The 24,646-nt window shown below is 43.2% G+C and carries 12 protein-coding genes; 5 read left to right on the forward strand and 7 right to left on the reverse strand.

The features are described 5' to 3' along the window. Nucleotides 1–3: 3 nt before the first annotated feature. Nucleotides 4–6,717, forward strand: a complete 6,714-nt coding sequence (locus QQL36_RS18645; RefSeq protein ID WP_321566366.1) for a non-ribosomal peptide synthetase — start codon at nt 4–6, stop codon at nt 6,715–6,717. 55 nt (nt 6,718–6,772) lie between these two features. Here the strand turns inward: QQL36_RS18645 and QQL36_RS18650 are convergent, their stop codons facing one another. The 3 genes from QQL36_RS18650 to QQL36_RS18660 are packed head-to-tail and all read right to left on the reverse strand — an operon-like array spanning nt 6,773 to nt 16,491. Next, on the reverse strand, nt 6,773–8,512 hold the full coding sequence (locus QQL36_RS18650) for a carbamoyltransferase (RefSeq protein WP_321566367.1): 1,740 nt from the start codon (nt 8,510–8,512) through the stop codon (nt 6,773–6,775). Then, complete coding sequence (locus QQL36_RS18655; protein WP_321566368.1) at nt 8,512–14,823, reverse strand: SDR family NAD(P)-dependent oxidoreductase; 6,312 nt, start codon at nt 14,821–14,823, stop codon at nt 8,512–8,514. The genes QQL36_RS18650 and QQL36_RS18655 overlap by 1 nt, the downstream gene beginning before the upstream one ends. 9 nt (nt 14,824–14,832) lie before the next feature. Then, nucleotides 14,833–16,491: a cyclic peptide export ABC transporter gene (locus QQL36_RS18660; protein ID WP_083722433.1), complete on the reverse strand. Its 1,659-nt coding sequence runs from the start codon at nt 16,489–16,491 to the stop codon at nt 14,833–14,835. Between the two features lie 480 nt (nt 16,492–16,971). On the opposite strand from QQL36_RS18660, the gene QQL36_RS18665 reads away from it, so the two are divergent. The 3 genes from QQL36_RS18665 to QQL36_RS18675 all read left to right on the forward strand — a co-directional run bounded on the left by QQL36_RS18665 (nt 16,972) and on the right by QQL36_RS18675 (nt 18,747). After that, nucleotides 16,972–17,313, forward strand: coding sequence for a hypothetical protein (locus QQL36_RS18665; protein ID WP_321566369.1), 342 nt, complete (start codon nt 16,972–16,974; stop codon nt 17,311–17,313). Then, nucleotides 17,229–18,146, forward strand: a complete 918-nt coding sequence (locus QQL36_RS18670) for an IS110 family transposase (protein WP_321570553.1) — start codon at nt 17,229–17,231, stop codon at nt 18,144–18,146. Before QQL36_RS18665 ends, QQL36_RS18670 begins: the two co-directional genes overlap by 85 nt. A 475-nt stretch (nt 18,147–18,621) precedes the next feature. After that, nucleotides 18,622–18,747: a hypothetical protein gene (locus QQL36_RS18675; protein WP_321566370.1), complete on the forward strand. Its 126-nt coding sequence runs from the start codon at nt 18,622–18,624 to the stop codon at nt 18,745–18,747. A 34-nt stretch (nt 18,748–18,781) separates the two neighbouring features. Here the strand turns inward: QQL36_RS18675 and QQL36_RS18680 are convergent, their stop codons facing one another. Further along, complete coding sequence (locus QQL36_RS18680; RefSeq protein ID WP_083722431.1) at nt 18,782–19,768, reverse strand: fatty acid desaturase; 987 nt, start codon at nt 19,766–19,768, stop codon at nt 18,782–18,784. A 758-nt stretch (nt 19,769–20,526) separates the two neighbouring features. Between QQL36_RS18680 and QQL36_RS18685 the strand changes: the two genes are divergently transcribed. Next, complete coding sequence (locus tag QQL36_RS18685; RefSeq protein WP_321566371.1) at nt 20,527–21,714, forward strand: hypothetical protein; 1,188 nt, start codon at nt 20,527–20,529, stop codon at nt 21,712–21,714. 481 nt (nt 21,715–22,195) lie between these two features. Here the strand turns inward: QQL36_RS18685 and QQL36_RS18690 are convergent, their stop codons facing one another. The 3 genes from QQL36_RS18690 to QQL36_RS18700 all read right to left on the reverse strand — a co-directional run bounded on the left by QQL36_RS18690 (nt 22,196) and on the right by QQL36_RS18700 (nt 24,522). Beyond that, a complete protein-coding gene (locus QQL36_RS18690; protein WP_321566372.1) occupies nt 22,196–23,290 on the reverse strand; it encodes a lipase family protein in 1,095 nt (364 codons plus the stop codon). Nucleotides 23,291–23,341: 51 nt separating this feature from the next. Beyond that, nucleotides 23,342–23,875, reverse strand: coding sequence for a 5' nucleotidase, NT5C type (locus tag QQL36_RS18695; protein ID WP_321566373.1), 534 nt, complete (start codon nt 23,873–23,875; stop codon nt 23,342–23,344). Nucleotides 23,876–24,081: 206 nt separating this feature from the next. Further along, nucleotides 24,082–24,522 (reverse strand): VOC family protein, encoded by a 441-nt coding sequence (locus tag QQL36_RS18700; RefSeq protein WP_321566374.1) that lies wholly within the window; start codon nt 24,520–24,522, stop codon nt 24,082–24,084. Between the last annotated feature and the right edge of the window lie 124 nt (nt 24,523–24,646).

Here is a 24,646-nt window from a genome sequence, read left to right on the forward strand (position 1 = left end):
TTTATGACTACTGCACTTACCTACAGGTTGTCCCCCCAGCAGCAATCCCTGTTGTTATCGTCCCCATCAGGTTTTAACTATAGCAAATTGTCTTTTTCAGTTGCCGGTCATTATACAGCGCAACATATTCAGGATACATTTATTTCGCTGTTGAACAGGTATGATATTTTTCGATTGATACTAAAGGAAAGTGATGAGGGAGAATGGTTACAATCCATGAGTGGTGAAACGAAAGTACTATTTACACAACGGCAGTCGCCTGAAGATAACGGTCAATCGTTTCTGCTGTACATATCCATGCAGGAGATTTCCGGTGGTACCATGATCCTGCTGGAAGCGAATCCACTGGCCGCAGATGTAGTCAGCCTGATGGTTTTACAGGAACAGCTGCTGCATATGCTGGAAGAAGATCATCAGGAAGAAGAGGGGATCGGTTACCTGCAATATGCAGAATGGCAATACCAGTTACTGGATAGTGATGATGCCACAGAAGCACTTACTTTCTGGAATCGTCAACACCTTCATGGTGAACTGATATTGCGTAATGAAACTCCTTCCGGAAAGCAGGCTGGCCAGCCGGAAGTCTGTACAACGTCCCTGCCCCTCCGGTTATGCAAGCAGTTATATGATAAAGCAAATCATATAGGCATCACACCTGAAACCATCTTTTTGGGTGCCTACCTGGAAGTATTGCAGTTACTGACGGATAGTGAATTATTTTCTGTTGGCCTGGAATGTTATGGAAGAGAATTTGATGAATTAAGTTCCACGGTAGGCTTATTGAGTAAGGTATTGCCCTTTACCATTAAAAAAGACCAGCCTGATCTTTTTCAATATGTGGATCATAACCTCCAGAATATTAAAACGTTTCAGTTATACACTACCTCTGATAAAATATATGATTATCAGTTTGGGTACATTCACACCGAAAATATTATAGAAACAGTATTTCAATGGATACAGGGAGAAAAATTGAAATGCCAGATCACAGAACAGGAAAAGTCTGTGGAAATTTCATACTGGTATAATCCTGATTATTTCAGGGAGGAAGATATCCGGTTGATGTTGAGCCTGTACGTATCCGTATTAAATGAACATGCAGGCCTGGCAGGACGCACGGCATTGTTTCGTCAGACCTTTGCTGAACAGGTAGCTGCCGGAAGGGAAGTAGCATCTGCTCCTTTCCTTCATGTAGTGGATGCCTTCCGTGCTGTTGCTGCCCGGGTGCCGGGAAATATGGCTGTGCGCTCTTTGTCGGGCGATCTTACTTATGATGAATTGAACCGTTATTCTGACCTGGCAGCAGCTTCTCTGGTACACAGGTACGATGTAAAAGCAGGTGATTTTGTAGGCGTAATGATGAACGAAAATCAGTGGCTGCCGGTTGCGCTGCTGGCAGTAATGAAAGCAGGTGCTGCTTATGTTCCCCTGGACAGTAGTAATCCTCCTGCCAGGATACAGCATATACTGGCGGATGTAGCTGTGAAATGTATTATTTCAGATATACAGGAAACGTCTCACTTATCAGTAACAGCCCTGTCCGGGCTTTGCCAGGATCATGGGTTACCATTAACTGTTTGTGATTTTGACGGCACAGAAACAGCTTATATGATCTATACTTCCGGTACTACAGGAAGACCAAAGGGAGTAATGATTACAGGCGCAAATTTGCTGAATTATACCAACTGGCTGCAACAGACATTTCATATCACCCAAACAGATCAGAGTATCCTGCAGGCATCCTATGCATATGATCTTGGCTATACAAGTTTATGGGGTTGTTTAACGGCAGGTGCTGCCATTCATATCGTTCCTGCAGCACACCGGCAACAGGCAGAATGGATGGTCTCTTATATCCGGGAGCAGGAAATTACTTTTCTAAAACTTACACCATCCGTATTTTATCTGTTATTACAGGCGGAGAATATAAAAGAACTGGCAGGTTCCGCTTTGCGACTGGTATTTTCAGGAGGAGAGAAAATTGATACAGCCAGTCTTACCCGCTTTTCCCGGATCAAAAAGGACATCTCTTTTGTGAATCACTATGGTCCTACTGAAACAACAATTGGTACGCTCTTTCATCTCATTACACCGGAAACCCTGGTGTCTTTCGGCAATAAACCTGTTGTAGGAAAGCCTGTAAGTGGAAATGAAGTATATATTGTGAATGATGAGGGTCGCTTTTGTGTACCCGGTGAAAAAGGTGAAATACTTATTGCAGGAGCAGGGGTGGCCAAAGGATATTATAACAGGGACGATCTGAACCAGGAGAAATTCAGGAACATAGTACTGAATGGAAAAACGATACGTGTATACCATACGGGGGATAACGGTTACCTGATGGGAAATGGAACTGTTTTCCTGGATGGAAGAAAAGATGGACAGGTTAAGATACACGGGCATAGGGTTGAGCTGGAAGAGATAAAAAGGGCATTACAGCAGCAGGGTATTACGGACATCTTTTTGAAGCTGATCCCTTCCCGGTCATTTGGAGAAGAACTTGTTTGTTACTATTTATCCCCGACAGAAATTGATAGCCAGTTATGGCGTAAAAAGCTATCTGAAACACTACCGGATTATATGCTCCCTGTTTTCTTTGTGAGGATAAATACATTACCGGTTACTGCGAATGGTAAGGTGGATTATACAGCATTCCCGGATCCTTACCTGGTAATCAATAAAGTAGCTGGTAGCAATGCTGTAATGAATGAAACAGAAACGCTGATAGCAACCACCTGGTCTGAAATACTGGGGCTTACTATTGTAGCATCAAGTGATTTTTTTGAATCAGGTGGAGATTCTATTAAAGCTATTCAGATAATAGCCAGGTTAAATAAAAAGGGACTGAAATGCCAGTTGTCTGATATCTTTGAATATACCAGTGTGCAGGCGCTTGCTGCTTTTCTGAAGCCTGAGAAGAGGCGGTATGCATTATTGCCGATGCAGGAAGCCATGTATTTCCATTATAAAGCATTCCCCGGCTCTGCTGCCAATAATATAATCAGGCATTTTGAAATAACAGGAAACATTCAACCGCATCATCTGCAAAGGGCCGTTCAGGAAGCAGTATTACATTTTGATATCCTGCGGCTCCGTTTTGCAGAAGATGAAAATTTCAGACTTTACTGCACAATTGCTGATGATCATGCACCTGTGCTGAACATCGTGGACTTACGGCAGTTCAGTGAAGAACAGGTTAGCCACACAAAAACAGCCTGGATCAATGAAGGATTTGACCTTGCAGCAGGTCCTTTGCTCAGGGCTACCCTATTTCTGCAGGAGGGGAAATCACAGTTGTTATGGTCCTATCATCATATCATCATGGATGGCTGGTGCTTCCAGATTATTGTGCAGCAGATGATGGAATGTTATGAAGCATTGTGTAAAGGTGTTACACCTGTGTGGAAAAAGTATACCTCCTTTACCCGCTTCCTGGAGTGGAAAGGAGTTGTTAATAATACCGCATCACTTTCATTCTGGAAAGAGTACCTGGAAGATTATACAACGGTAGCAGCACTGCCCGCCACCAACGGAAGTGTTACCAGCACGGTATATGACCGGGCTGAATATACGTTAACAGTACCGGAAGTACTTACCGGTAAAATAGCGTTATTCTGTCGTCAGCATAAAATTACGCCCAGTACATTCATGCAGGTGGCCTGGGGGATATTATTAGGGAAATATAACAATACGGCCGATGTCGTGTTTGGGGTAACTGTTTCCGGCAGGCCGGCAGATATGGAAGGGATGGAAGACCTGTTAGGTCTTTTTATTAATACACTGCCTATCCGCATCCATTGGAATGAATACACCAGTATCGGCGAATTGTTCTCCCGCATAAGGAATTACCTGTCTTCCATACAGGCGCACCAGCATCTTTCACTGGCAGAAATTCAGTCGTGTAGTGCACTTAAAAAAGATTTACTGGATCATGTGATGGTATTTGAGAATTATCCGCTTGGTACTGTAGACGAATCTGAAATAACAATCACTTCAAAAGAAGGATTCGGGCAGGTAGGATACCCGCTGGCCGTTGTGATCTATCCTGGAGAAAACTTCATGATCAGCTTTATGTATAACCGCCATCGCTATACAGATACACTGATAGAAAAAACAGCGGCTAACCTGTTGCATCTAATGGAGGCCATCATTGCTCCTGATAACCTGCCGGTTGCAAAACTGGATATACTATCTGCTGGAGAACGCGCAGCATTGATAAAAGCAGGACAATCTGCCGGTGCGTTTAATCCGGCTATCAACCTGTTGACTGCCATTGCTAATATATCACGGATTCATGCTCGTAACACAGCACTTGAAGATGCAAAAGAAATATTCTCCTATTCTGAAATGATGCAAAAAGCAGCCCGCCTATCCGGATGGCTGATAAAAACCCATCAGATCCGGAAAGGAGACCGGGTACTGATTTGCCTGCCACCTTCTGCAGATCTTGTGATTGCTATTCTCGCAGTATTACAGGCAGGGGCTGCTTATGTGCCGGTAGATGTGGAATATCCACCGGAACGTAAAATGTATATCGCATCTGATAGCGAAGTGAAGGCCATTATCAGTAGTGCGGGGTTTATTGAGGATCTGACGGAACAACTTTTCCCGCTCATACTGATGGAAGATTTGCCTGAGCATAATAATGATGATGCCGTATTTCCTGATATATACGGAGACGATATTGCTTATATCATCTATACTTCCGGCTCTACCGGAAAGCCTAAGGGCTGCCAGGTAATGCACCGCAATCTGAGCCATCTGTTTCTGCAGCAGAAAGCGTGTTTCGCTTTCTCAGCAGCAGATAAATGGATAATGGCGCATTCCCCGGCATTTGATTTTTCTGTATGGGAAATATTTGGTGCACTGGTAAATGGGGGCTCATTATATATTCCGGGCAGGGAACAGGTAAGAGATGGTACCACATTCCTTGATCTCATCATAAACAAAGGTGTAACTGTACTTAACCAGACACCGGCTTCCTTTTATCAGCTGACGGAAATCATGATCAGCACAACAGCGACACTGGAAAATACAGCACTTCGTTTGGTTATTTTTGGAGGAGACATACTGGACTTCGTTAAATTACGCAGCTGGTTATCCATCAAAGGACATGATAAGGTAGCACTTTACAACCTCTATGGTATTACCGAAACAACAGTGCATGTTACATGGCACCAGGTAACCGATCAGGAAATCCTGCATGCCGGCGGAGAATCCTGTATCGGTAAACCACTACCAGGAGTAACCGTATATATCGTTAACAAACAGATGCAGCTTTGTGCAGCAGGAGTGCCGGGTGAAATACTGGTGGCAGGGGATGGTGTATCTGCAGGATATTATAAAAAAGAAGCACTGACCAGTCAGAAATTTATACCTGATCCTATAACCGGCATAGGAAAAATATATAAAAGCGGAGACATGGGCAGATGGATGCCGGATGGGAATATCGAATTTTTGGGGAGGATAGACAACCAGGTGAAGATTCGTGGTTATCGCATAGAACCTGGTGAAATTGTTTGCCGCTTACAGGAACATGCCGCTATCAGGGAGGCTTGTGTTATTGCGGTAAACGTAATGGGAATGCCGGCATTGGTAGCCTATATTGTATTTAAGGATCAGGAGGTACCGGCCAGTGAACTCCGGCTGTTCCTGGCAGCAACTTTACCAGCACATTTTATCCCTCCATATTATATGCCTGTTGAGAAGATTCCACTAACCGGCAATGGAAAAGTAGACCGGGAAAAGTTACCTTCTCCTGTAAACATTATGTACGACTCCGTGAATATCCCCCCCCAGGATGACCTGGAATCTTACCTGGTTGAATTATGGGAAAGTGAACTGGGCATACAGGTTTCAACAGCAGATAATTTCTTTGAAACCGGGGGACACAGCCTTAAGGCATTCCGGATCATCAGTGCTGTTCAAAAAAAATACGACATTCTATTACCGGTTATTCAGCTGTATCATGACCCTGTACTGAAAGATTTTGCAGATACGATCAGGCGATATATTTCCGGAACTGAAAGTAAAGTAGAATCCGGTTATGTAATATTGAAGGAAGGTAACCCGGATAAAACGGTTTTCTTTTTCCCGCCGGCAGTAGGATATGCGATTGGCTTCAAAGGACTGGCCACCTGCCTGGATGATTTCCGGGTGATTGGCATTAACTTTATTGAAGGCGATACGATTGCGGAGATGGCTGCTATTGTGCAGTTATTACAACCGGAAGGAGAGCTGGTATTCTGTGGTTTTTCAGCAGGAGGCAGTTTGAGTTATCATGTAACCACCGCTTTGGAAGCTGCCGGAAGAATTGTAAAAGCCCTGGTATTTCTTGACTCCAGGAGATTTATACAAGCTTCACCTATAGATGAACAAACGATCCGTCAGATTGCTGATGAATATCTGGCAGATCCAAGAGCCATGGTACTAAACAGCAGTGTGGCAACAAAAGAAATGATGCGCAGGCATATTGAAAATTCAGCCAGGTTTATCCACCAGCTTTGTGATAGTGGTTATATTAATGCAGACATTTATTATATCAGTTCTGTTGAAAACAGGCATAATACAGAACGGCAGCAGGCCTGGCAGGAAATAACTGCAGGCAGGGTAATAGTTTACAATGGTTATGGTTCACATGCCGCTATGCTGGATCAGGATAATCTGCAACAAAATCTTGCGGTATACCGGGAAGTCTTTAATAACATATTCTTTTAAAACTATCCTTTTTTACCAGCCCTGTATTGGGGCTGGTAAAAAAAGATAAGTTTGATTATTTTTCAATCATATAATCATTTACCACCAATACATCCAGTCCTGTAGTATAAAACATGCCGATGGCATCTTCCAGGGAATGCAGGATGGGTTTGCCCATGATATTGAGACTTGTATTTAATACGATAGGTACACCGGTAATATCGTAAAATGATTTAATCAATTTATAATAAGCACTGTTCCACTCCTTTTTTACTGTCTGCAGGCGACCGGTATGATTTGCATGCACTACCGCCGGTATTTTTTCTTTCACGGCTTCTTTGAATATCAGGGTACGTTCCATATAAGGTGTTTCCTCATAGTTCTCAAAATAATCATGTCCATATTCATGAAGAATGGAAGGCGCAAATGGTCTGAATTCTTCCCTGAATTTCACATTCGAATTAATGCGGTTTTTCATGTCTGCCGGTCTTGGATCGGCGAGTATACTACGGTTTCCCAGGGATCGGGGTCCGAACTCTGCGCGTCCCTGTACCCATGCCACCAGTTTGCCTTCTGCCAGTTTAACGGCTGTTTCTTTGTGAATACTCAGTGGGAGGTGCCTGATCTTACTGATATTTCCCAGCTGTAACATTCTTTTAATGGCATCTTCCTGTATAACGGAACCCAGGTAAGGAGAGAAGAAAGGTTTGCTGCCTAAGCGAATGGCGGGGTTATCTTCTTTTAAGGCAAGCATGGCCGCTCCAATGGAATTGCCATCATCTGCCGGTGCAGAAGGTACAAACAACCGGGCAAACCCGGTTTGTGAAGTGACCGTTCCATTAAAGGAAGAGTTTAATCCGCATCCTCCTCCAATTACAAGGTTGGACGAAAGCTTCATGGATTCAAGGTCTTTCAGCAGCAACGTTGTCAGCTCTGCAAAAAATGTTTGTCCTGTAAAAGCCAGGTCTGCCGCTGACCAGGGACTACTTTCCGGTAAACGTTTAAATGCCTGTAGTTTGCCGGTAATGGCGATGATTTTTTCATCATCCGGGTAATGTAACCGTTTATTGTCATACCAGCATAGTTCTTTCAATAAACTATGCGCCTCCGGAATAATATTGCCGTAAGGTGCAAGCCCCATCACTTTCCATTCCTCACCGGTAAACCAGTCAAAACCACACAGGGTGGTGATCATCTCGTAAATCCATCCGAGGCTTTGAGGACCTTTATGCAGGCTCACTTCTTTCAACTGGTCGTTCTGATAATGAAAAAGAGAGATAGAACCACCTTCTCCATAACCGTCTATAATTGCACAGGCAGCATCTTCATAAGGACTACTGTAACAGGCATATGCTGCATGTGTATGATGATGCGGATAACTTCTGAAACTCACAGCACTGCCGGAAAATTGTTGCTGAATAGCCAGCAGGCTACCTGTTCCGGCATTTTTCAGATATTGATGTTGCAGTTTCAGGATAGTATAAATAGACGCCTTGGGAAAGATATATTTTGAAGGTAGCTGCAGTTTGGGATTGGTGAGTGATTTCTCAGAAAAAAAGTTCATCCTTTCCATCCTGTTCAGCAATTGCAGGTAATCCTCACTCCAGGAAGTTGCAATAACAAATGAAGCATCTTTATCACAATATTTCCTCAGTATGCGGCCTATATCAAAGTTATCTGCAGGACAACTTAATCCCCGTTTATATTGTAACTTTCTTTCTGTTGCTTCTGCAAAAAGCACTGTTCCCTGGTCATTCAGAATGGCAATAGAAGAATCATGAAAAGTGCTGGATAAACCGATGTAGTATTTTTTCATTATACGGTATATGCGTTTAACAGGTGGGCTATTTCTTCATCTGAAATCCGGCTGATTTCTTCAATCAGGGACACCGGCGTAATAGTTAAATCTTTGAACAGATGATCTGCAAGTAATGATAGTGACGGATATTGAAAAAAGTGTGATATCGGGATTTGAATACCTGTAGTGGCGGTAATACTGTTTTTAAATTTATTCAGCATCAGGGAATCAAAACCTGTTTCAAAATATGGTCTGTCTGTATTCAGGTATTCATCCGCTCTTAATCCAAGTATCTCCCTGGCAGTTTTCTCCAGCAGTTTACGCATGCCGGCTTTGTCCGTGGGTATTGTATATGTTGTGGATGGTTCCTTTTTAATGCTCACCCAATGAGCAGGAATGTAGGGGTGCAGCCATCCGGGAAAAGATTGTATGGCTGTAGCCGGTTGTACATCAATAATGGCATATACAGGAGCTGTATTGATTATACTTTCCATTGATTGCAGGGCTTCGGAACCTTCAAAAGAACGGATACCCAGTTGTTCAAATTGTGCAGTGAGTCCGGCAGTCATAGCAGAATGCTGCCATGGGCCCCAGCAGATACTTGTGCAGGGGAGTTGTCTTTCCCTGCGGTAACAGGCCAATGCATTCAGGAAGGAATTAGCAGCAGCATAATTGCTTTGTCCTGTATTACCCAGTAAGGACACGGTGGAAGAAAAGAGTATAAAGAAATCCAGTTGCCAGTCTTTACTTAACCGGTGTATATTCCAGGCACCCTGAACTTTTCCTGGAAATACCGGTGTAAAGCTTTCGGGTGTATGTGAGATCAGTAATTTATCGCTTAAGGTACCTGCCGTATGCATCACGCCTGTAATGGGAGGAATGGAGGTTGTTGCCAATAATCGGGCAAATTGTTCCTGGTCACTGATATCACAACAAAGATAAGTAATGATACATCCTTTACTTTGCCATAGTTGCAACTGTTGATGTTGTATATCCGATAAGGTACTTCTGCCGGTAATTACAATATGTGTAGCACCTTTCTGTATCAGCCATGTTACTACCTGTTTACCAATACTGCCCATTCCACCGGTCACAAGGTATGCTTTGCCTGACTGAATGATCAGTTCTTTTTGTGGTTTATTTCCAGACACTGACTGCATAGTTGGTACGAACCATTTACCATCCCTGATAACCAGTTGTAATCCCAGTTGATTAAGATGTTTGGAAATAGCTGTAAAAGCGGGTTCGTAATTCAGTTCATTTACATCAATGATGCTCACCGGCAGGTAATCCAGCTCAGTTTTCAGGGAAAGAAAGAAACCCCATAACATGCTGCCGCTGAGATTGACAAGTGTATTTTCCTGGTGTACATTATTGGTAACAATGATCAATCGTGTGTTGTTTGTATGATTGATCTTTTCTATCAGGGGCAGCATATTCAATACTTCCTGCTCACTGATGAGAGGTAACTCTTCATCAAAAGGGTTGGACAGATAACAGACTGTGGTATCTGCAGGTATGAGAGGAATAGCTGAAATGTGGGCCGTAAGCGCGGTAATACCCTGTATGGTGAGCTGGCGTCGCCAGTTGAGAGCAGTTGCCTTCAGTTCATCATACAATATCAGCATCGAAGTGATGGTTGTCTGCTCTTCCGGTAGTAAAGCTGTTACAGGTGAATAAACAACTTCCTGTATGTTCCGGTTTTCAGCAATATGTTTAACCGGCAGGGGGGATGCCTGGGATCTTCCTGACGTCAGCGGCAACCAGTATGCTTGTTTCAGAAAAGGATAAGTTATTACCGCCTGCTGACGTAACTGAAATCCGGGTTCCCCGGTTTTCCAGTTGACCTGTATGCCGGATTGTTGAAGTAGTGCAAGGCTTTCAAGGAATTGTTTTACGGCAGACTTCCCTTTTTTGAGTGAAGGAACAGCATCCGTTGTTTGCAGTGGTAACCCTTTCACCATATTGGTTAATATGGGGTGGGGGCCAATTTCCAGGCAGATCGTACACCCGGTTTCCTGTAATGTTTGAAGGGAATCCATATATCTTACAGGTTGCAGCATATGTTCAGACCAGTAGGCAGGATCGGCTTGTTGTTCTGTAGTAAGTAGTTGCCCTGTTATATTTGAAATAACAGGAATGGTGGTTGTATAAAAAGGGATGTGTTTTGTTGTTTCAAGTAAAGATATTGCAGCTGGCTGCATGAGAGGTGAGTGGAAGGCATGGGATACATTCAACGGAAAGCAAAGAATATCCTGTTGCTTCATGTATACCCTCAGTTTTTCCAGTTGATCTGTTGTTCCTGAAACGACGGTTTGCTCCGCGGTATTCACGCCGGCAATATGTAACTGAAAGTTTTGTGCAGCTATCAGTTCCCTGGCTTTTGCTTCAGGGATCTGTAATGAAAGCATACCGCCACCTGCCGGTAATTCCTGCATCAGGCGTGCTCTTTCACTCACGAGTTGAATGCCACTTTCCAGGGAAAATAGTCCGGCCATGCAGGAGGCGGCAATTTCACCAATGCTGTGGCCAAGTACGATGGATGGCGTAATACCAAAGCTTTTATAAAGAGCAGACAATGCGTAGGACAGGCAGAAAAGAGCTGGTTGGGTAAACCGCGTCTGATCTATTCGTTTTTCCGGGTCATCCTTTAAAATGATCTCTGTAATGGATATTCCGTTATTGTATAAACGAAAGATCCGGTCGCATTCGTCTAAAACATTTCTGAATACGGGATAAGCTTCATATAGTTCTTTTCCCATGCCGGAATATTGAGAACCCTGCCCGGTAAACTGGAAAGCCAGCAGTGGTTGTAGCTGTTTTGTTTTGTGTACCTGACTGGCCTCAAATGTTTTTAATGCACTCAACAGTTGTGTTTTGTTATCTGCAACACAATACCAGTGGTATGCCAGCAGGTGGTTTCTCCTGTTTAAATTATAACAGCATTCACCAATACTATCCTGTTCCTGCTCCAGGGCAGAAAGTAATATGTCAACCATCTCCTGCAATGTATCCGGTGTGTGTGCAGATAAGGTGCATATGTAACTGCTTCTGACAGGTGGTACGGAGGTAATCAGCTCAGGGGATTCAATTATCAGATGGGCATTTGTGCCGCTGAAACCAAAGGAACTGATTCCTGCCATCTTTTTTTTGCCGGCGGGCCAGTCTGTGGGTTCATTGACAACTTTTATATTACCTGTTTCCCAGGGGATAAGCGGGTTAGGTTTGTTGAAATGTAAATCGGGTGGCAGTATTCCGTGTTTGAATGATAACAGGACTTTTACCATTGCGGCAATACCAGCTGCCGACTCCAGATGGCCGATGTTGGATTTCAGGCTGCCAATAAGCAGGGGATATTTTCGCTGTCCGGGTTGATAGGTCTCCAGGATGGCCTGTACTTCCAATGGATCGCCAAGTGGGGTACCGGTGCCATGTGTTTCGATATAACTGACTTCTTCGGTATCGATTCCTGCCGTCTGGATGGCTTTGCTGAGTAACTGACGCTGTGCAACAACGTTAGGAGCAGTAAGGCCGTTACTTTTCCCATCCTGGTTCACAGCAGAGCTTCTGATGATCCCTGATATTGTATCACCATCTTCAAGTGCTTTATCCAGCCGTTTGAGTACAATCATGGCACAACCTTCTCCACGTCCGTATCCGTCAGCATCTGCATCAAATGTTTTACACCTTCCGTCAGCAGCCAATGCCTGTATTTCTGAAAGTGCAATGGTGGTTTCCGGTGTGAGGATGAGGTTTACACCGCCGGCAAGGGCCATTGAACAATCTCCGGATTGCAGGCTCTGACAGGCATAATGTACGGCTACGAGAGAGGAGGAACAGGCGGTATTGATCACGATTGCGGGACCGCTGAGGTCAAAGAAATAAGACAACCGGCCTGCCGCAGTGCTGGTCATTGTACCTGTGAGTGAGTAGGGATCAATCTTTTCCGGATTGTCTGCATACATATGTGCACGTACATATTCACTATGACTCAGTCCCACGAAAACGCCGGTATCTGTATTGCGGATTTCGGGAAGGGTATATCCTGCATTTTCCAGGGCAAGGAAAGTCGTTTCAAGTAGCATCCGTTGCTGGGGATCCATAGATACTGCCTCCTTTGGAGATATACCAAAGAAGCCGGCATCAAATAGTTCCGGATGGGAGGTATAACTTCCCAGGTTGGTCAGCACGTTGCCCTGGCCTTTTTGTTCCCCGGGTTTAAACTGCTCCACATTCCATCTTGCTGCCGGTATTTCTGCTACGGGGTCAATGCCATTCATCAGCATCTCCCATAATTTTTCAGGATTATCAGCATTTCCGGGGAAGATTCCGTTCATACCGATAATAGCAACCGGTTCAAAGGTTGCCGGCTTTACCGGTGAGGATACGATATTGTTTTGTGTAGTGTTTTCGAGGTATTCCGCCAGTTTATAAATGGTAGTATATTCAAATACGATGGTAGGTCTGAGTGAAAGCCCGGTGATGTTGTTTAGCCTGTTTATCAGTTCGGTGCTTTTCAACGAATCAAATCCGAGATCTGTCAATGGCTGATCATACTGTATATCCGGCATATTGCATAATGCGGATATCAGTTCCTTCAGCAGTGGCAGATATTTTTTATGAACGGGTGGATGATGCTGTATTTTTTTCTGCGCAATATATTCATCTGCCAGTTTAGTGCGTTGCAGTTTACCACTGGTAGTTTTCGGGATACGGCCTATCTGCACTACATCTTTTACAATTAATCCGAAATGTTGCAGGATAATATTCCTGGCTTCTGCTGCAATGGGAAGGAATTGTTCTTCCGGTAGCCTGGATTGTACAAAAATAACGAGGGCTTCACTGTTTGTTTCATCCGGCACGCCAACGGCAGCTGTTTTGGTAATGGGAAAAGCCTGGTTGTTTTCGCTATCCAGTACCCGTTCCATATCATAAGGATAATAGTTAAGGCCGTTAATAATAATAACTTCTTTTTGTCTTCCTACAACGTACAGGTCTCCATCATGAATAAATCCGGAATCACCTGTCATTATCCATCCATCAGGCGAAAACAGTTGATCGTCGGGGCATTTATAATAACCTGCTGTTATAGCCTGTCCTTTCAACTCAATCTGTCCAACCCATCCATCACTTAATACCTGGTGTTTTTCATCACAGATCCTGAAGCTTGCATAGTTAACGGCTTTACCGCAGGCTACGATTTCCAGTGAGTTTTCAGTTGTTTCCGTTACAAATTCAACGGCACAGCCTTCTTTTATACTTAACCTGTTTGCAAATACAGAAATGATGGGAGCCTGCAGTCTGTGAGAACTAACGATCAGGGTGGCTTCTGCCAGACCATACGAAGGTCGTATTACGGTACCGAGGTGTTGATCTTTCAGTGATGCGGCGAAATCATCTACAATAGGTTTGGATATTTGTTCTGCTCCATTATAGATCACTTTCATACAACTGAGATCCCAATCAGGATTGTGTTCTCTTGCCTTATATTCCTGGAGGAAGTATTTAAAACCGAAATTCGGGGAATAGCTGATTGTTGCCCTGTGCTGGTGGGTTTTTTCCATCCAGATCATGGGATTCCGGATAAACAATGTGGTAGGGATTACTACAAGATTGAGGCCTCCCAGTAGGGCCGTGAAAAAACAGCCTATCAGCCCCATGTCGTGCGTAAGTGGAAGCCAGCAAATAATTGTATGGTCAGCCGGCGTACCGCCTGAAAGGGTCAGTATTGCATCTGTATTATGTAACACGTTGGAATGAGACATCATTACCCCTTTCGGATTACCCGTAGAGCCGGAGGAAAACTGCAGGTAGGCTGTTTCATCCGGTGCCGCATTTGTATTTATGGTGTTTGTTGTTTCTTCAAATTCATCCGGCCAGAAAAGCAGGGATGGCTGAATTTGCTGCCACCATATTTTATCTGCTTCATGATGATCAGTAAAATATTGGGCCAGCCTGGTAGCTGTAGCATTATTGGTAAACAGGAATGGTTTGTGCATGATCTGCCAGGCATTCCTGATCTTTTGCTTGTGTTCGTGCTGGGAACCGGTAGCCAGTGGAACGGCAATAATACCGCCCAGGATGCAGGCGATAAGTGCTATAAGATATTTTTTATTATCCTCCAGCTGGATAATCAGCTCGTCTCCTTTACGAATGCCGTTTGCAGTAAAATATCCTAGTAAAAGCTGTGCTTCCTGCACAAACTGTCGATGCGTAACTACCTCCTCCTGTCTAGTCCCTGAAACAAAAATAATTTTCTGGTCTGATAACAGGGTACGCTGCAGTAGCACCTCGTTGATATTGGATAATTGAGAAAAGTGCTGATACATATCGATTGACTATTTTGAAATAATTTTACCATATTCCATTTCTATAATCCTATCGAATTGTTCTGCATATTTATCATCATGAGAAACCATCATAACCGTCTTCCCTCTTTGACGCAGGGAGGATAGTATTTCAAGGTAATAGAACTTTTTAAACTCAGGATCCTGGTCCGCCGTTACCTCATCCAGGATCATAACGGGGTTATCTTCCAGCAACACACATATTAAGGCCAGCCGTTTGCGCTGTCCGGTGGATAATCTTACATTGCTGAAATTTAATCCCTCGAAATGTGTTTTATGTGAAAGAGCCATCAGGTTGATATACTCATTTACTTTTTCTTCGTTGAGGTCTTTCACACCATATATCTTTGGAAACAGGTGGAAATCTGTAAAAATAGCGGAGAAAACGGACCTGTATTCTTCATTGTCATAAAGAGAAATATCTTTTCCATTATAAAGAATCCGGCCGGAGCTGGGATGATAGAGATTGGTAAGTACTTTCAGCATGGTTGATTTTCCACTTCCGTTACCACCTACAATACATACCAGTTCACCTTTCTTTAAAACAAGATCAATAGGGCCTAAAGAAAAGGAAGATTGATTTTCCTCATCTATATATTCATAACAAACTTTCTCCAGCCTCAGCTCCTCAAAAGGAGGGAGTGGTTGTTTCTTTTGAGTGGTATCATTATTCCGTAATGATTGAATCTTGTTTTCCAGTTGTTGTATGTTCTTAGTAGCGTGGATAGCTTTAATGAACAGGGGAATAGTGGTGACAATATTTTCCAGTGGTCCTATAATGAACAGGATAGATGCTGTAAGGCGGGTGAGGGTACCGGCATACAATGTAAGGAATTGCGGGAGTAAAAATACTACACATGCCAGTAATAAATAAAATACTATTTCGGAAAACATGAATCCTACTGCGAAGTGTAAACCGTTTTTTACTTTGTTATCTTTTCCTTCCAGTGCAGTTTGTTTAATGTCAAAATATAATTGTTCATTTTTTAATGAACTTATTTTTATTTCCTTAAATCCTTCCACGAGGTTTTCTATATGATCATAGAATGCGGCTTCATTCCTATTGGTCAGCATCATTGCCTCATTCACTTCTTTTTGTCTTCTGAAATAATAGGTGACCGCTATCACCAGCACCAGGATGGTAACGAGGAAAGCGGTGACAGAAAGGATCGCAATATAAATTAATGCAAAGAATACAAGGATGGCTGCCTGAAAGCCATTGATGATCATTGCCGCCGATTGAGAAATAAAGTTGGTGTCGTTGGAAACACGTGTAAAGATCTGGTCCTTCCCGATAGATTCCATGGATGATAAATCACATTGCCGCAGTTTATTCAGTATTCGCAATCTGAGGTTATATACAGAGTTCTCGACAATCTCAACAGATTGCCGCAGAATATACCTTTTAGTAATGAAAAATATAAGTAACGCAACGCCAAAGGCTATCAGGTAGCGGATATTTACGGTACCTTCTCCGGCTGAATTGGCCGCACTGTTTAGTGTGGATAATAAAATTGCATTAACAAGTCCAGATACTATCGTATTAAAGATGATCGTCTTTTTGGGAATATCAGCATGCTGGAGAATCATATTGGCGTAGATCTTGAATCCACTCATTTTACCAGCATCATTTTTCTTTTGATCAGGCATATCTTAATAGGATGAAAATATTTCCCGAGGGTTGTGGGAATCCATTGTAAATTACGATCTGTCGGTTTATGCAAAACCACATATTTCGGTAGTCTTTTCTAGCGCTATATATTATTAAGATATTATGTGATTCAGTCGAAATCTCTGCAGTAGTCCCAAAAGCAATTCACCGAAAAAATCATTCATTCATATATTTCTTTACTTACCACTTTATTAATTATAAAGACCTTATCTGAAGTTTGGAAGAGGAGGTTCAATTTATCGTATGCGACGACCGGGACGGATTATGACTGGAGATGGGCGGAGCAATGGTTTCCGCATGTGGCTTGGTATTTATATGCGATAGCTGTAAAGGAATAAAACCTTCATGAAAGAGGGAATTCACCAACGGGGAATGAAAACCATTTTCAGAAAAAACCCTCATGAACCGGGTTCACAAACGACTATGAAAATGGTGGTACCTTCGACAAAAGTACTACCATGGAACAATCACATATCAGTTTTGAACAGGTTGTGAGTCGCGGCTGTGGCCTCGATGTTCACCAGGAGAATGTAGTAGCCACCATCAGAGGAAATGGGTTGGAAGAACAAACCCGCACTTTTAGCACTTTCACAAGTTCACTTAGGGACCTGGTAGCTTGGCTTGAAGAATCCGGCATTACACATGTCGCAATGGAGAGCACGGGGTTTACTGGAAGCCTGTTTTTAATATACTGGAACCTCACTTTGAACTTATTCTGGTCAATGCCCGGCATATTAAATATGTGCCGGGGCATAAGACCGATCGCAATGACAGTGCCTGGATTGCAAAATTATTGCTAAGCGGGCTACTAAAGGGAAGTTTTATTCCACCGCAATACACTCGCGAATTACGGGAATTGTACCGATACAAACGTAAAGTAATAGGACAGCGGTCCAGTGAATATAACCGGTTACAGAACATTTTAGAGACAGCCAATATCAAATTGAGCACTGTAGTCAGTGATGTATTCGGTGTAAGTGGCTGGTCAATGATCACTGCCATTATTGAAGGAGAACAGGATCCTATGATATTGGCCAATTTGGCAAAAGGTAGGCTCAAAATCAAAAAACAAGAGCTTATTCTTGCATTAGAAGGCCATCTCAATGAGCATCACCGTTTTATGCTCAGCCTGTCTAAAACTGTTATTTTACAGCTAAATGACCTACTTGGTCAGGTGGATAACCGTATAGATCAGTACTTAAAAAAATGGGAGGAAGAAGTAAAATTACTTCAGACTATTCCCGGAGTACAAAAACAAACAGCTACCGCCATCTTAGCCGAAATAGGTACAGATATGCATGCGTTCCCTAATCAGCATCATTTGGCTAGTTGGTGTGGTTTATGTCCTGGTAATAATGAAAGTGCCGGAAAAAAGAAAAGTGAAAGAATCAATCATGGCAACAGATCCCTTAAAACCGCACTCGTGGAAGCAGCATGGGCTGCAGCACATACGAAAGATACTTATCTGAAAAGAAAATATTATACTTTGAGTATACGAAGAGGCAAAAAACGAGCACTTATTGCAATTTCACACAAAATCCTAATTGCCGCTTATTTTATACTCAAAAATAGAGTGCCATATATGGAACCTGATAATCAGGAGTGGCTAAAAAAAGAAAGCAGGCGCAGATAAATAATTATCTCAGACGCCTGCGCGAGCTTGAGGCATTACCCCCATCTCAATAAGATTACTAAGTTACAAAAATCGACCTTTTATTGGTGCTTTTTCAGCCTGTAGAAAAAACTGATTTAAGACTCTAAGTACAAACGATTGTTGCTATAAGCACGAAAAGAAAATTTTAATCCTATAGAGTCATATCAAATTATGGCCTGGACGAACTATTTTCAAAGAAAAAGGGACACTGAGATTTGTCCAAAGAAAACATTCATGAAAGAGGGAAGTCACCAATGGGGAATGAATACCGTTTTCAAAGAAAATATTCATGAAAGAGGGAATTCACCAATGGTGAATGAATACCATGTTCAAAGAAAACATTCATGAAAGAGGGAATTCACCAACGGGGGATGAATATCATTTTCAAAGGAAACATTTATGAAAGAGGGTATTCACCAACGGGGAATGAATACCATTTTCAAATAAAACATTCATGAAAGAGGGAATTCACCAATGGGGGATGAATACCGTTTTCAAAGAAAATATTCATGAAAGAGGGAATTCACCAATGGTGAATGAATATCATTTTCAAGAAAAAGGGAGCGTATCAAAAGTATGATACACTCCCTTTTTTATAAATTTCTCTTTTCTATTTAGAGAGATACCTGTTCTTCTTTCTCTTTCACAATCTTCACTTTCTCCTTCCTCAACACTCTTGAATACAATGAAAGCTTTGGATTGAAAATAAACAACCATATCAGCTTAGACCATGACTGATGTGACAGCAATGAATCATAATAAGCCGGTGCCTTTGATTTAATCTGTGGCAGTTTGTTCCATGGAATGGAAGGGAAATCATGGTGTTCATTATGATATCCCACATTGAACGCTACTTTATTCAGCGGACCATAATAGCTATATGTTTCCTGTACAGGATCCAGCGTCAGGTAGTGTTCCTGTATCCAGCGTGCGCCCAGCGGATGTAAACCTACTGAGAAGAAGAAGCTGGCCAGCATAAACACAAAAGCCTTGGGACCGATGAGGGCAATAATAGCTATATCAAAACTCAGCTGAATCACCCAGTTCAATACCACCCAACGGTCAAACAGTTCGATGTTCAAACGGGCAGTACGGGTTACCTGGAATACCGGGAAGAACAGGAACCACATCATTTTGCTCAGTGGGTTGTTGCTTACCAGACGGGCTTCCCAGAAATCAGGCAGATCCGCATCCAGGTCATGTTCACCCTGGTAAGCGTGGTGCTTCAGGTGATATTTCTGGAAAGAGGCGGAGCTGGCGAAGATATGTGGCAGGTTGGCAATCATACCAGCCAGCATATTGGGTAATTTACCTTTGAAGATAAGACCGTGACTGGACTCATGAATCATTACCCACAGGGCATGGCTGATAAATGCACCCACCAGGTAGGCTGCGCCAAATACCATCCACCAGGAATGATCATTTACCCAGTATGATATGGCGACCTGTGCTCCAACGAGCCCAAGAATCAGGAATATGGTGTATGGATTTTTTCCTACGAGTTCCCTCATCTCCGGGTGTTCTTTAAGGATTTGTCGAACTCTCACATGGTGCGGATTTGGATCCGTACTCCAGGTAAAATCAGTAGGCTTGTTAGTCATGCGCTGTTTATAGATTGTTTGTAATTGTTTCTGATCTTGTTGTGGTATTCCGCCTTAAATTGTTCGCTCTATAGGTCTCACATGATTCGTCTTATTGGCATGGAAATACTTCTGGCAGGCAAAATATAAAAAATAATTTATATGCTATTGATATTAGTTCGCCTGGTGTCCAAAATAGTTGATTCTTTTTGTTTTACAAGCAGACTCACACGAAAAATATTTTGAGTAGCTTTCTTCGACTGTTTTTCGACCGTACTATAAGCTTACTTCGACGCTTCTTCGACGCTTCTTCGACGCTTCTTCGATGCCTCTTCGATGCCTCTTCGATGCCTCTTCGATGCCTCTTCGATGCTTCTTCGATGCTTCTTCGATGCTTCTTCGATGCTTCTTCGATGCTTCTTCGATGCTTCTTCGATGCCTCTTCGATGCCTCTTCGATGCTTCTTCGATGCTTCTTCGATGCCTCTTCTATACTTCTATAATCTAATATTGATTTTCAAACTATTACATTACCAGTGCTCGGTAGTGTAGTTTGAATTTTAGTCAGGCCGATGTTCTCCTTATTTGGCTCCAATACCAAAAAAGGTTAGATTTGCATTCTCCCATTTAATTCACAATACTACTCCCATTATTTAATTCGTTGTAAAACAACTATTTGTATCCGAATACCGGCACATGGACATTTGTCATATGGCATTGTCATGCGAACTGGTCTAGGAGAGGTATGTGTATTAATTTTTACCTAATCGATAAAAACATATGGATAAGCTAAAACTGAAATTACAGGAGTACTATCAGCGTTGTCAGCAACCAGATTTGCGGACGAAGGCCGGCAGGGAAGAGGCCGGTGGTGCAGTTGTGCTGGAGATGGAAAATGATATTCTACTACAGTTCGGCTTGCCTACATCAAAGCGTTTTGTGCAGATATTGCATGACTTTGCCAGTCATCGTCAGCTGAGCGATCAGCTGCTGGATTATGTGAGTAAGAAGCTGAGAGCGGCAGCCCGCAGATATCTGCTGGCCCCGGTCGTGTCTGACATCGATCAATTGCAACAGGCTGCCGATCAAAAACGCAGCCCCTATGATCTGCTGCCGGAACTGGGATACCCGGTCAATGACTTTTCAATCTTCCTGATCTCGGAAATATTATACCGTCGTAATATGCCAGCCGAAGAAGTGCTGGAAGAACTGAAAAAAGCACAGCACGGCGATGTATGGGATGACCTGCTTTCGCTGAACAATGTCGTCAACTACACCCATCACGAGCTGTACAATCGCCTCCGCATGCAGGACCTCCGCATGATGGACGATTACCTGCAGTCCGTACGCCGCCAGGAAAAGGTAAAAGCCTCTAAAAAGGAAACCCCTGATACAGAAGGCTATACCCCTAACTACCGCATGGTTAGCAAAATTTTGGTAGAAGATATCGTATTTGATGAGCATGCCAATCCAAGCCTGATCGGCAAACTGAAAGCTGGCAGCCGGTTTACCAAGATCACCATTAGCATGGAAATGGCTGCCCTGCACATGGTACTGGTCAGTGCCGGCGAAAAAGGGGCTCAGATCAGCGGTCTGCTGAAAAAGAGTAAACAACACCCCCCTGTAATCGATCTTCGGACAGAACTGGGCGATGTACTCACACTGGACAATTGCTACCTGGAAGTCTATAAACCCCAGCACAAGCGTGGACAGCAATGGGTAGAACCAAGAGATAGTGTGTTCTACCTGCACAAAATCCTCTCAAAAAAGGAATTTGAAAAGAAGAGTAAAGAAGAAGAAGTAAAACAAAAGATCCAGGAATGCCTTGATCTGATTGGAGGCTCCTATGGCTATTACCAGCGGATGCGTAAACTCGGTATTACCGATGAAGAAGCAAAGCTGAGAGCCGGTCTGCAGGATGAGCTGCTGTTTAAACTCAGCACCTTCCTTCATAAATTAAAGGATTAATCTGCATTGAAAGGTAACCTGCATTGAAGGGTAACCTGCATTGAAAGGGAACCTACATTGAAGGGTCACCTGCATTGAAAGGTAATCTGCATTGAAAGGGAACCTACATTGAAAGGGAACCTGCATTGAAGGGCTAACTTAAATTAAAGAACTAACCTTCGCACCATACAGATCAAAAAGGGGCTACCAGCAGGCAGTCCCTTTTTTAGTTGGTTTTTGATTCCGGATAACATGAATCCCGATGTGTTCCCCCTATATAATAATACAATAAGTTAATTCACATGACAATCTTAACCCCTAACCCCCAAGTCCTGCTACCCTGCGCATGGTAGCAGGAACATGGAAGTAAAGGACAACGTGCTTTTGCTTTTATCGACACAAACATACCGCTTAAAAACATCGAACCTGGTTAATCCGAAGTTAAGTGCTTAGTTAATTCCGTGTTAAGCGGTTTGATTTGATTCTGTACGGTTTAATATGATCATTTCAGGTAGTCTGCTTCCAGCAAATAGCGGTACGGATCGTAAGCATGATGTACAAAAATGTTCTTGCCATCGAAGGGGAATTGCGTGTCGTAATCCGCTGTGGGAGCGAGTATGATCGGTACGCCGGCAGGGGCGTAATTATGGCTGCCTACAAAAGGCGGCATCTTATATTGAGGCAATGTTTTTTTCACCATACCATATAGCCGTTTGCCCAAAACTTTTTGCATGCGCCGGCTAGCCTTTTTACTGCTGTTATCCAGTCTGCCATACATATAACTCAGCACAATTCTTACAGGCAGCGATTGTTTTCGCAGCGACTTTTTTACATACTGGAAAGGATTCGGGCTATTGAAATCACGGGTGGTCTGTAGCGAAAATGGGGCTTCCGGCACCCAGTCACGGGCATTGATAATTCTGAATCCCCAGCCATTACGTGTCACGAAGTCATAGTCGTACGCGTAGTATAAATTCCCTGGTTTTGGAGCAGCACTGCTATAGGTTTTGATGGTAATATCTTTTGGGAAAGCCGGATCGTCTATGTATTCAAGATAGGAACGGAGCAGGAAGGTGATCGCACCACCCTGGCTATGTCCTGTGAGGATGAAATCATGTATTCCTTGCCGGTAGCAGTCTTTGATCTTTGCCACGATATCGTCTGCCATTGAGGCCAGGGCCAGTGTCCAACCCGCATGTACATATGCATTACTGTCTTTGGCAAAGCGGTATTTGAAGTGAGTGCTATCGTTCAGCTGAAAGGAACCAATGGCGGGGATCATGCCGGCATGGAAGTTTTCCATCCAGGATTCTTTGTTGCCCACCGTGCCCCGGATGCTGATCACGGCCACATTGCCATGGTAGGTCCAGAGGTCCCAGCGATTGTGTAAACCTGTTTCTTTGGAGCGGTAAATGAGTTTGGAGTCCTCCGGGGGTGGTATCTTTTTGGTCCACGGGGTATCTGCGTTAAGGAAGCAGATAGCGAGCATGTCTGCATATTCTTTGGGGTCAAATCCCGCTTTGAGGTGCTGTCCATAGCTTGTATTCCAATAGAGGCCCAGGATGGGCAGTAACAATAATAGTCCCTTTCTGATCATCAGATAATAATTAGCTGTTTATGTGATATCCTGTTACAGGAATGATGCCGGTCAGAGTAATTTCGAGGCCGCGTCTTCCCAGTTTAATATACGGTTATACCCTTCGATATGGATATTATGAGGTCCTGTAAAGAGCAGGGGGGTGCCTTTGAAGAACTGGAAGTTCCTGATCAGGTCATCGATCATGTAATCCGTTTGTACCAGGCTTTTGTCGCCACACAGGCAGTACTGCCGCCAGGTGAGGAAGGGGAAGTGGTCCTGCAGCCAGCTGATCTTGTCCATCAGGGAATTCGGAAATTCCATGGCGGCAGAGACGATGTATACTTTGTATTTTTTGTTCAGTTCTTCGATCACCCTTTGAGCATCCGGGTATACGGGGAGGTCACGGAAGAAACCAGGGGTATTGAGATATTGGTGGATGATGCCTTTGTGTTCAGGTGGTACGGCTTCAGAGATAGATTTACCCCTGAGCTGGTCTTCTGTAAAGATGGTGCCGTAGTCCCGGTAATACCAGGAGCGGGCTTTTGTAATGGGATCCGCGATGGTTTCGTCCATATCTATGGCGATAGATGGCATGTGTTGCATTCCGGGAAGATTGTATTTACGAAACGATACGCAATAAATATAACAAAATTCCCTGCAGGCAGCTACAAAAAAGGAGTTGTATCCTGGTTAAAACCTCTTGGAATCAACCAAATAGAAACGCGGACCCATTAGGTATCTGAATAAAACATTCATGAAAGAGAGAAAAGTGCTTAGGTATAGTTCAGTCATCAAATTATAATTTGTTTTTAGCCTTCCTTATCTGGATGAGAGGTGATTTTCCAGTGAATTCCAAATCTATCGGTAAGTACCCCATAATAAGGACTCCAGAAGGTTTGGGCGATAGGCACTTTTATTTCTCCACCGACTGATAGCTCATTAAATATCCGAATAGCCTCTTCGGAATTATCTGTATTGAGGTAAAGATAGAAATCTCTTGAAAACGAAGCCGCCGATTGCTCAGATATATCTGCACTATCATTCCCCATCAGAACTGTCCTTTCACCGATTTGCAGTGTGGCATGCATAACATTTTCATCATGTGCGTTTGGGAAAAATTTCCTGGCCTCCTCCGGCACATCCTTGTAACGGCCTATGTAGAGGCTTTCACTACCAAACACTGTTTTGTAGAAACTGAACGCTTCTTCACAATTCCCTCTATAAACTAAATATGGATTGACTGAAATCATGGCCTTTTATCTTAGTAGATCAAATTACATGAAATATTTGTACGCACAACCACAATAAATATTGCAAGTTAGCGAAAAGAAATTCAGCGATGAGGAAGCCCCACGATATGCATAACAGAATAAT

The sequence above is a fragment of the Chitinophaga sp. LS1 genome (genome assembly GCF_034274695.1).
Lineage (GTDB): Bacteria > Bacteroidota > Bacteroidia > Chitinophagales > Chitinophagaceae > Chitinophaga.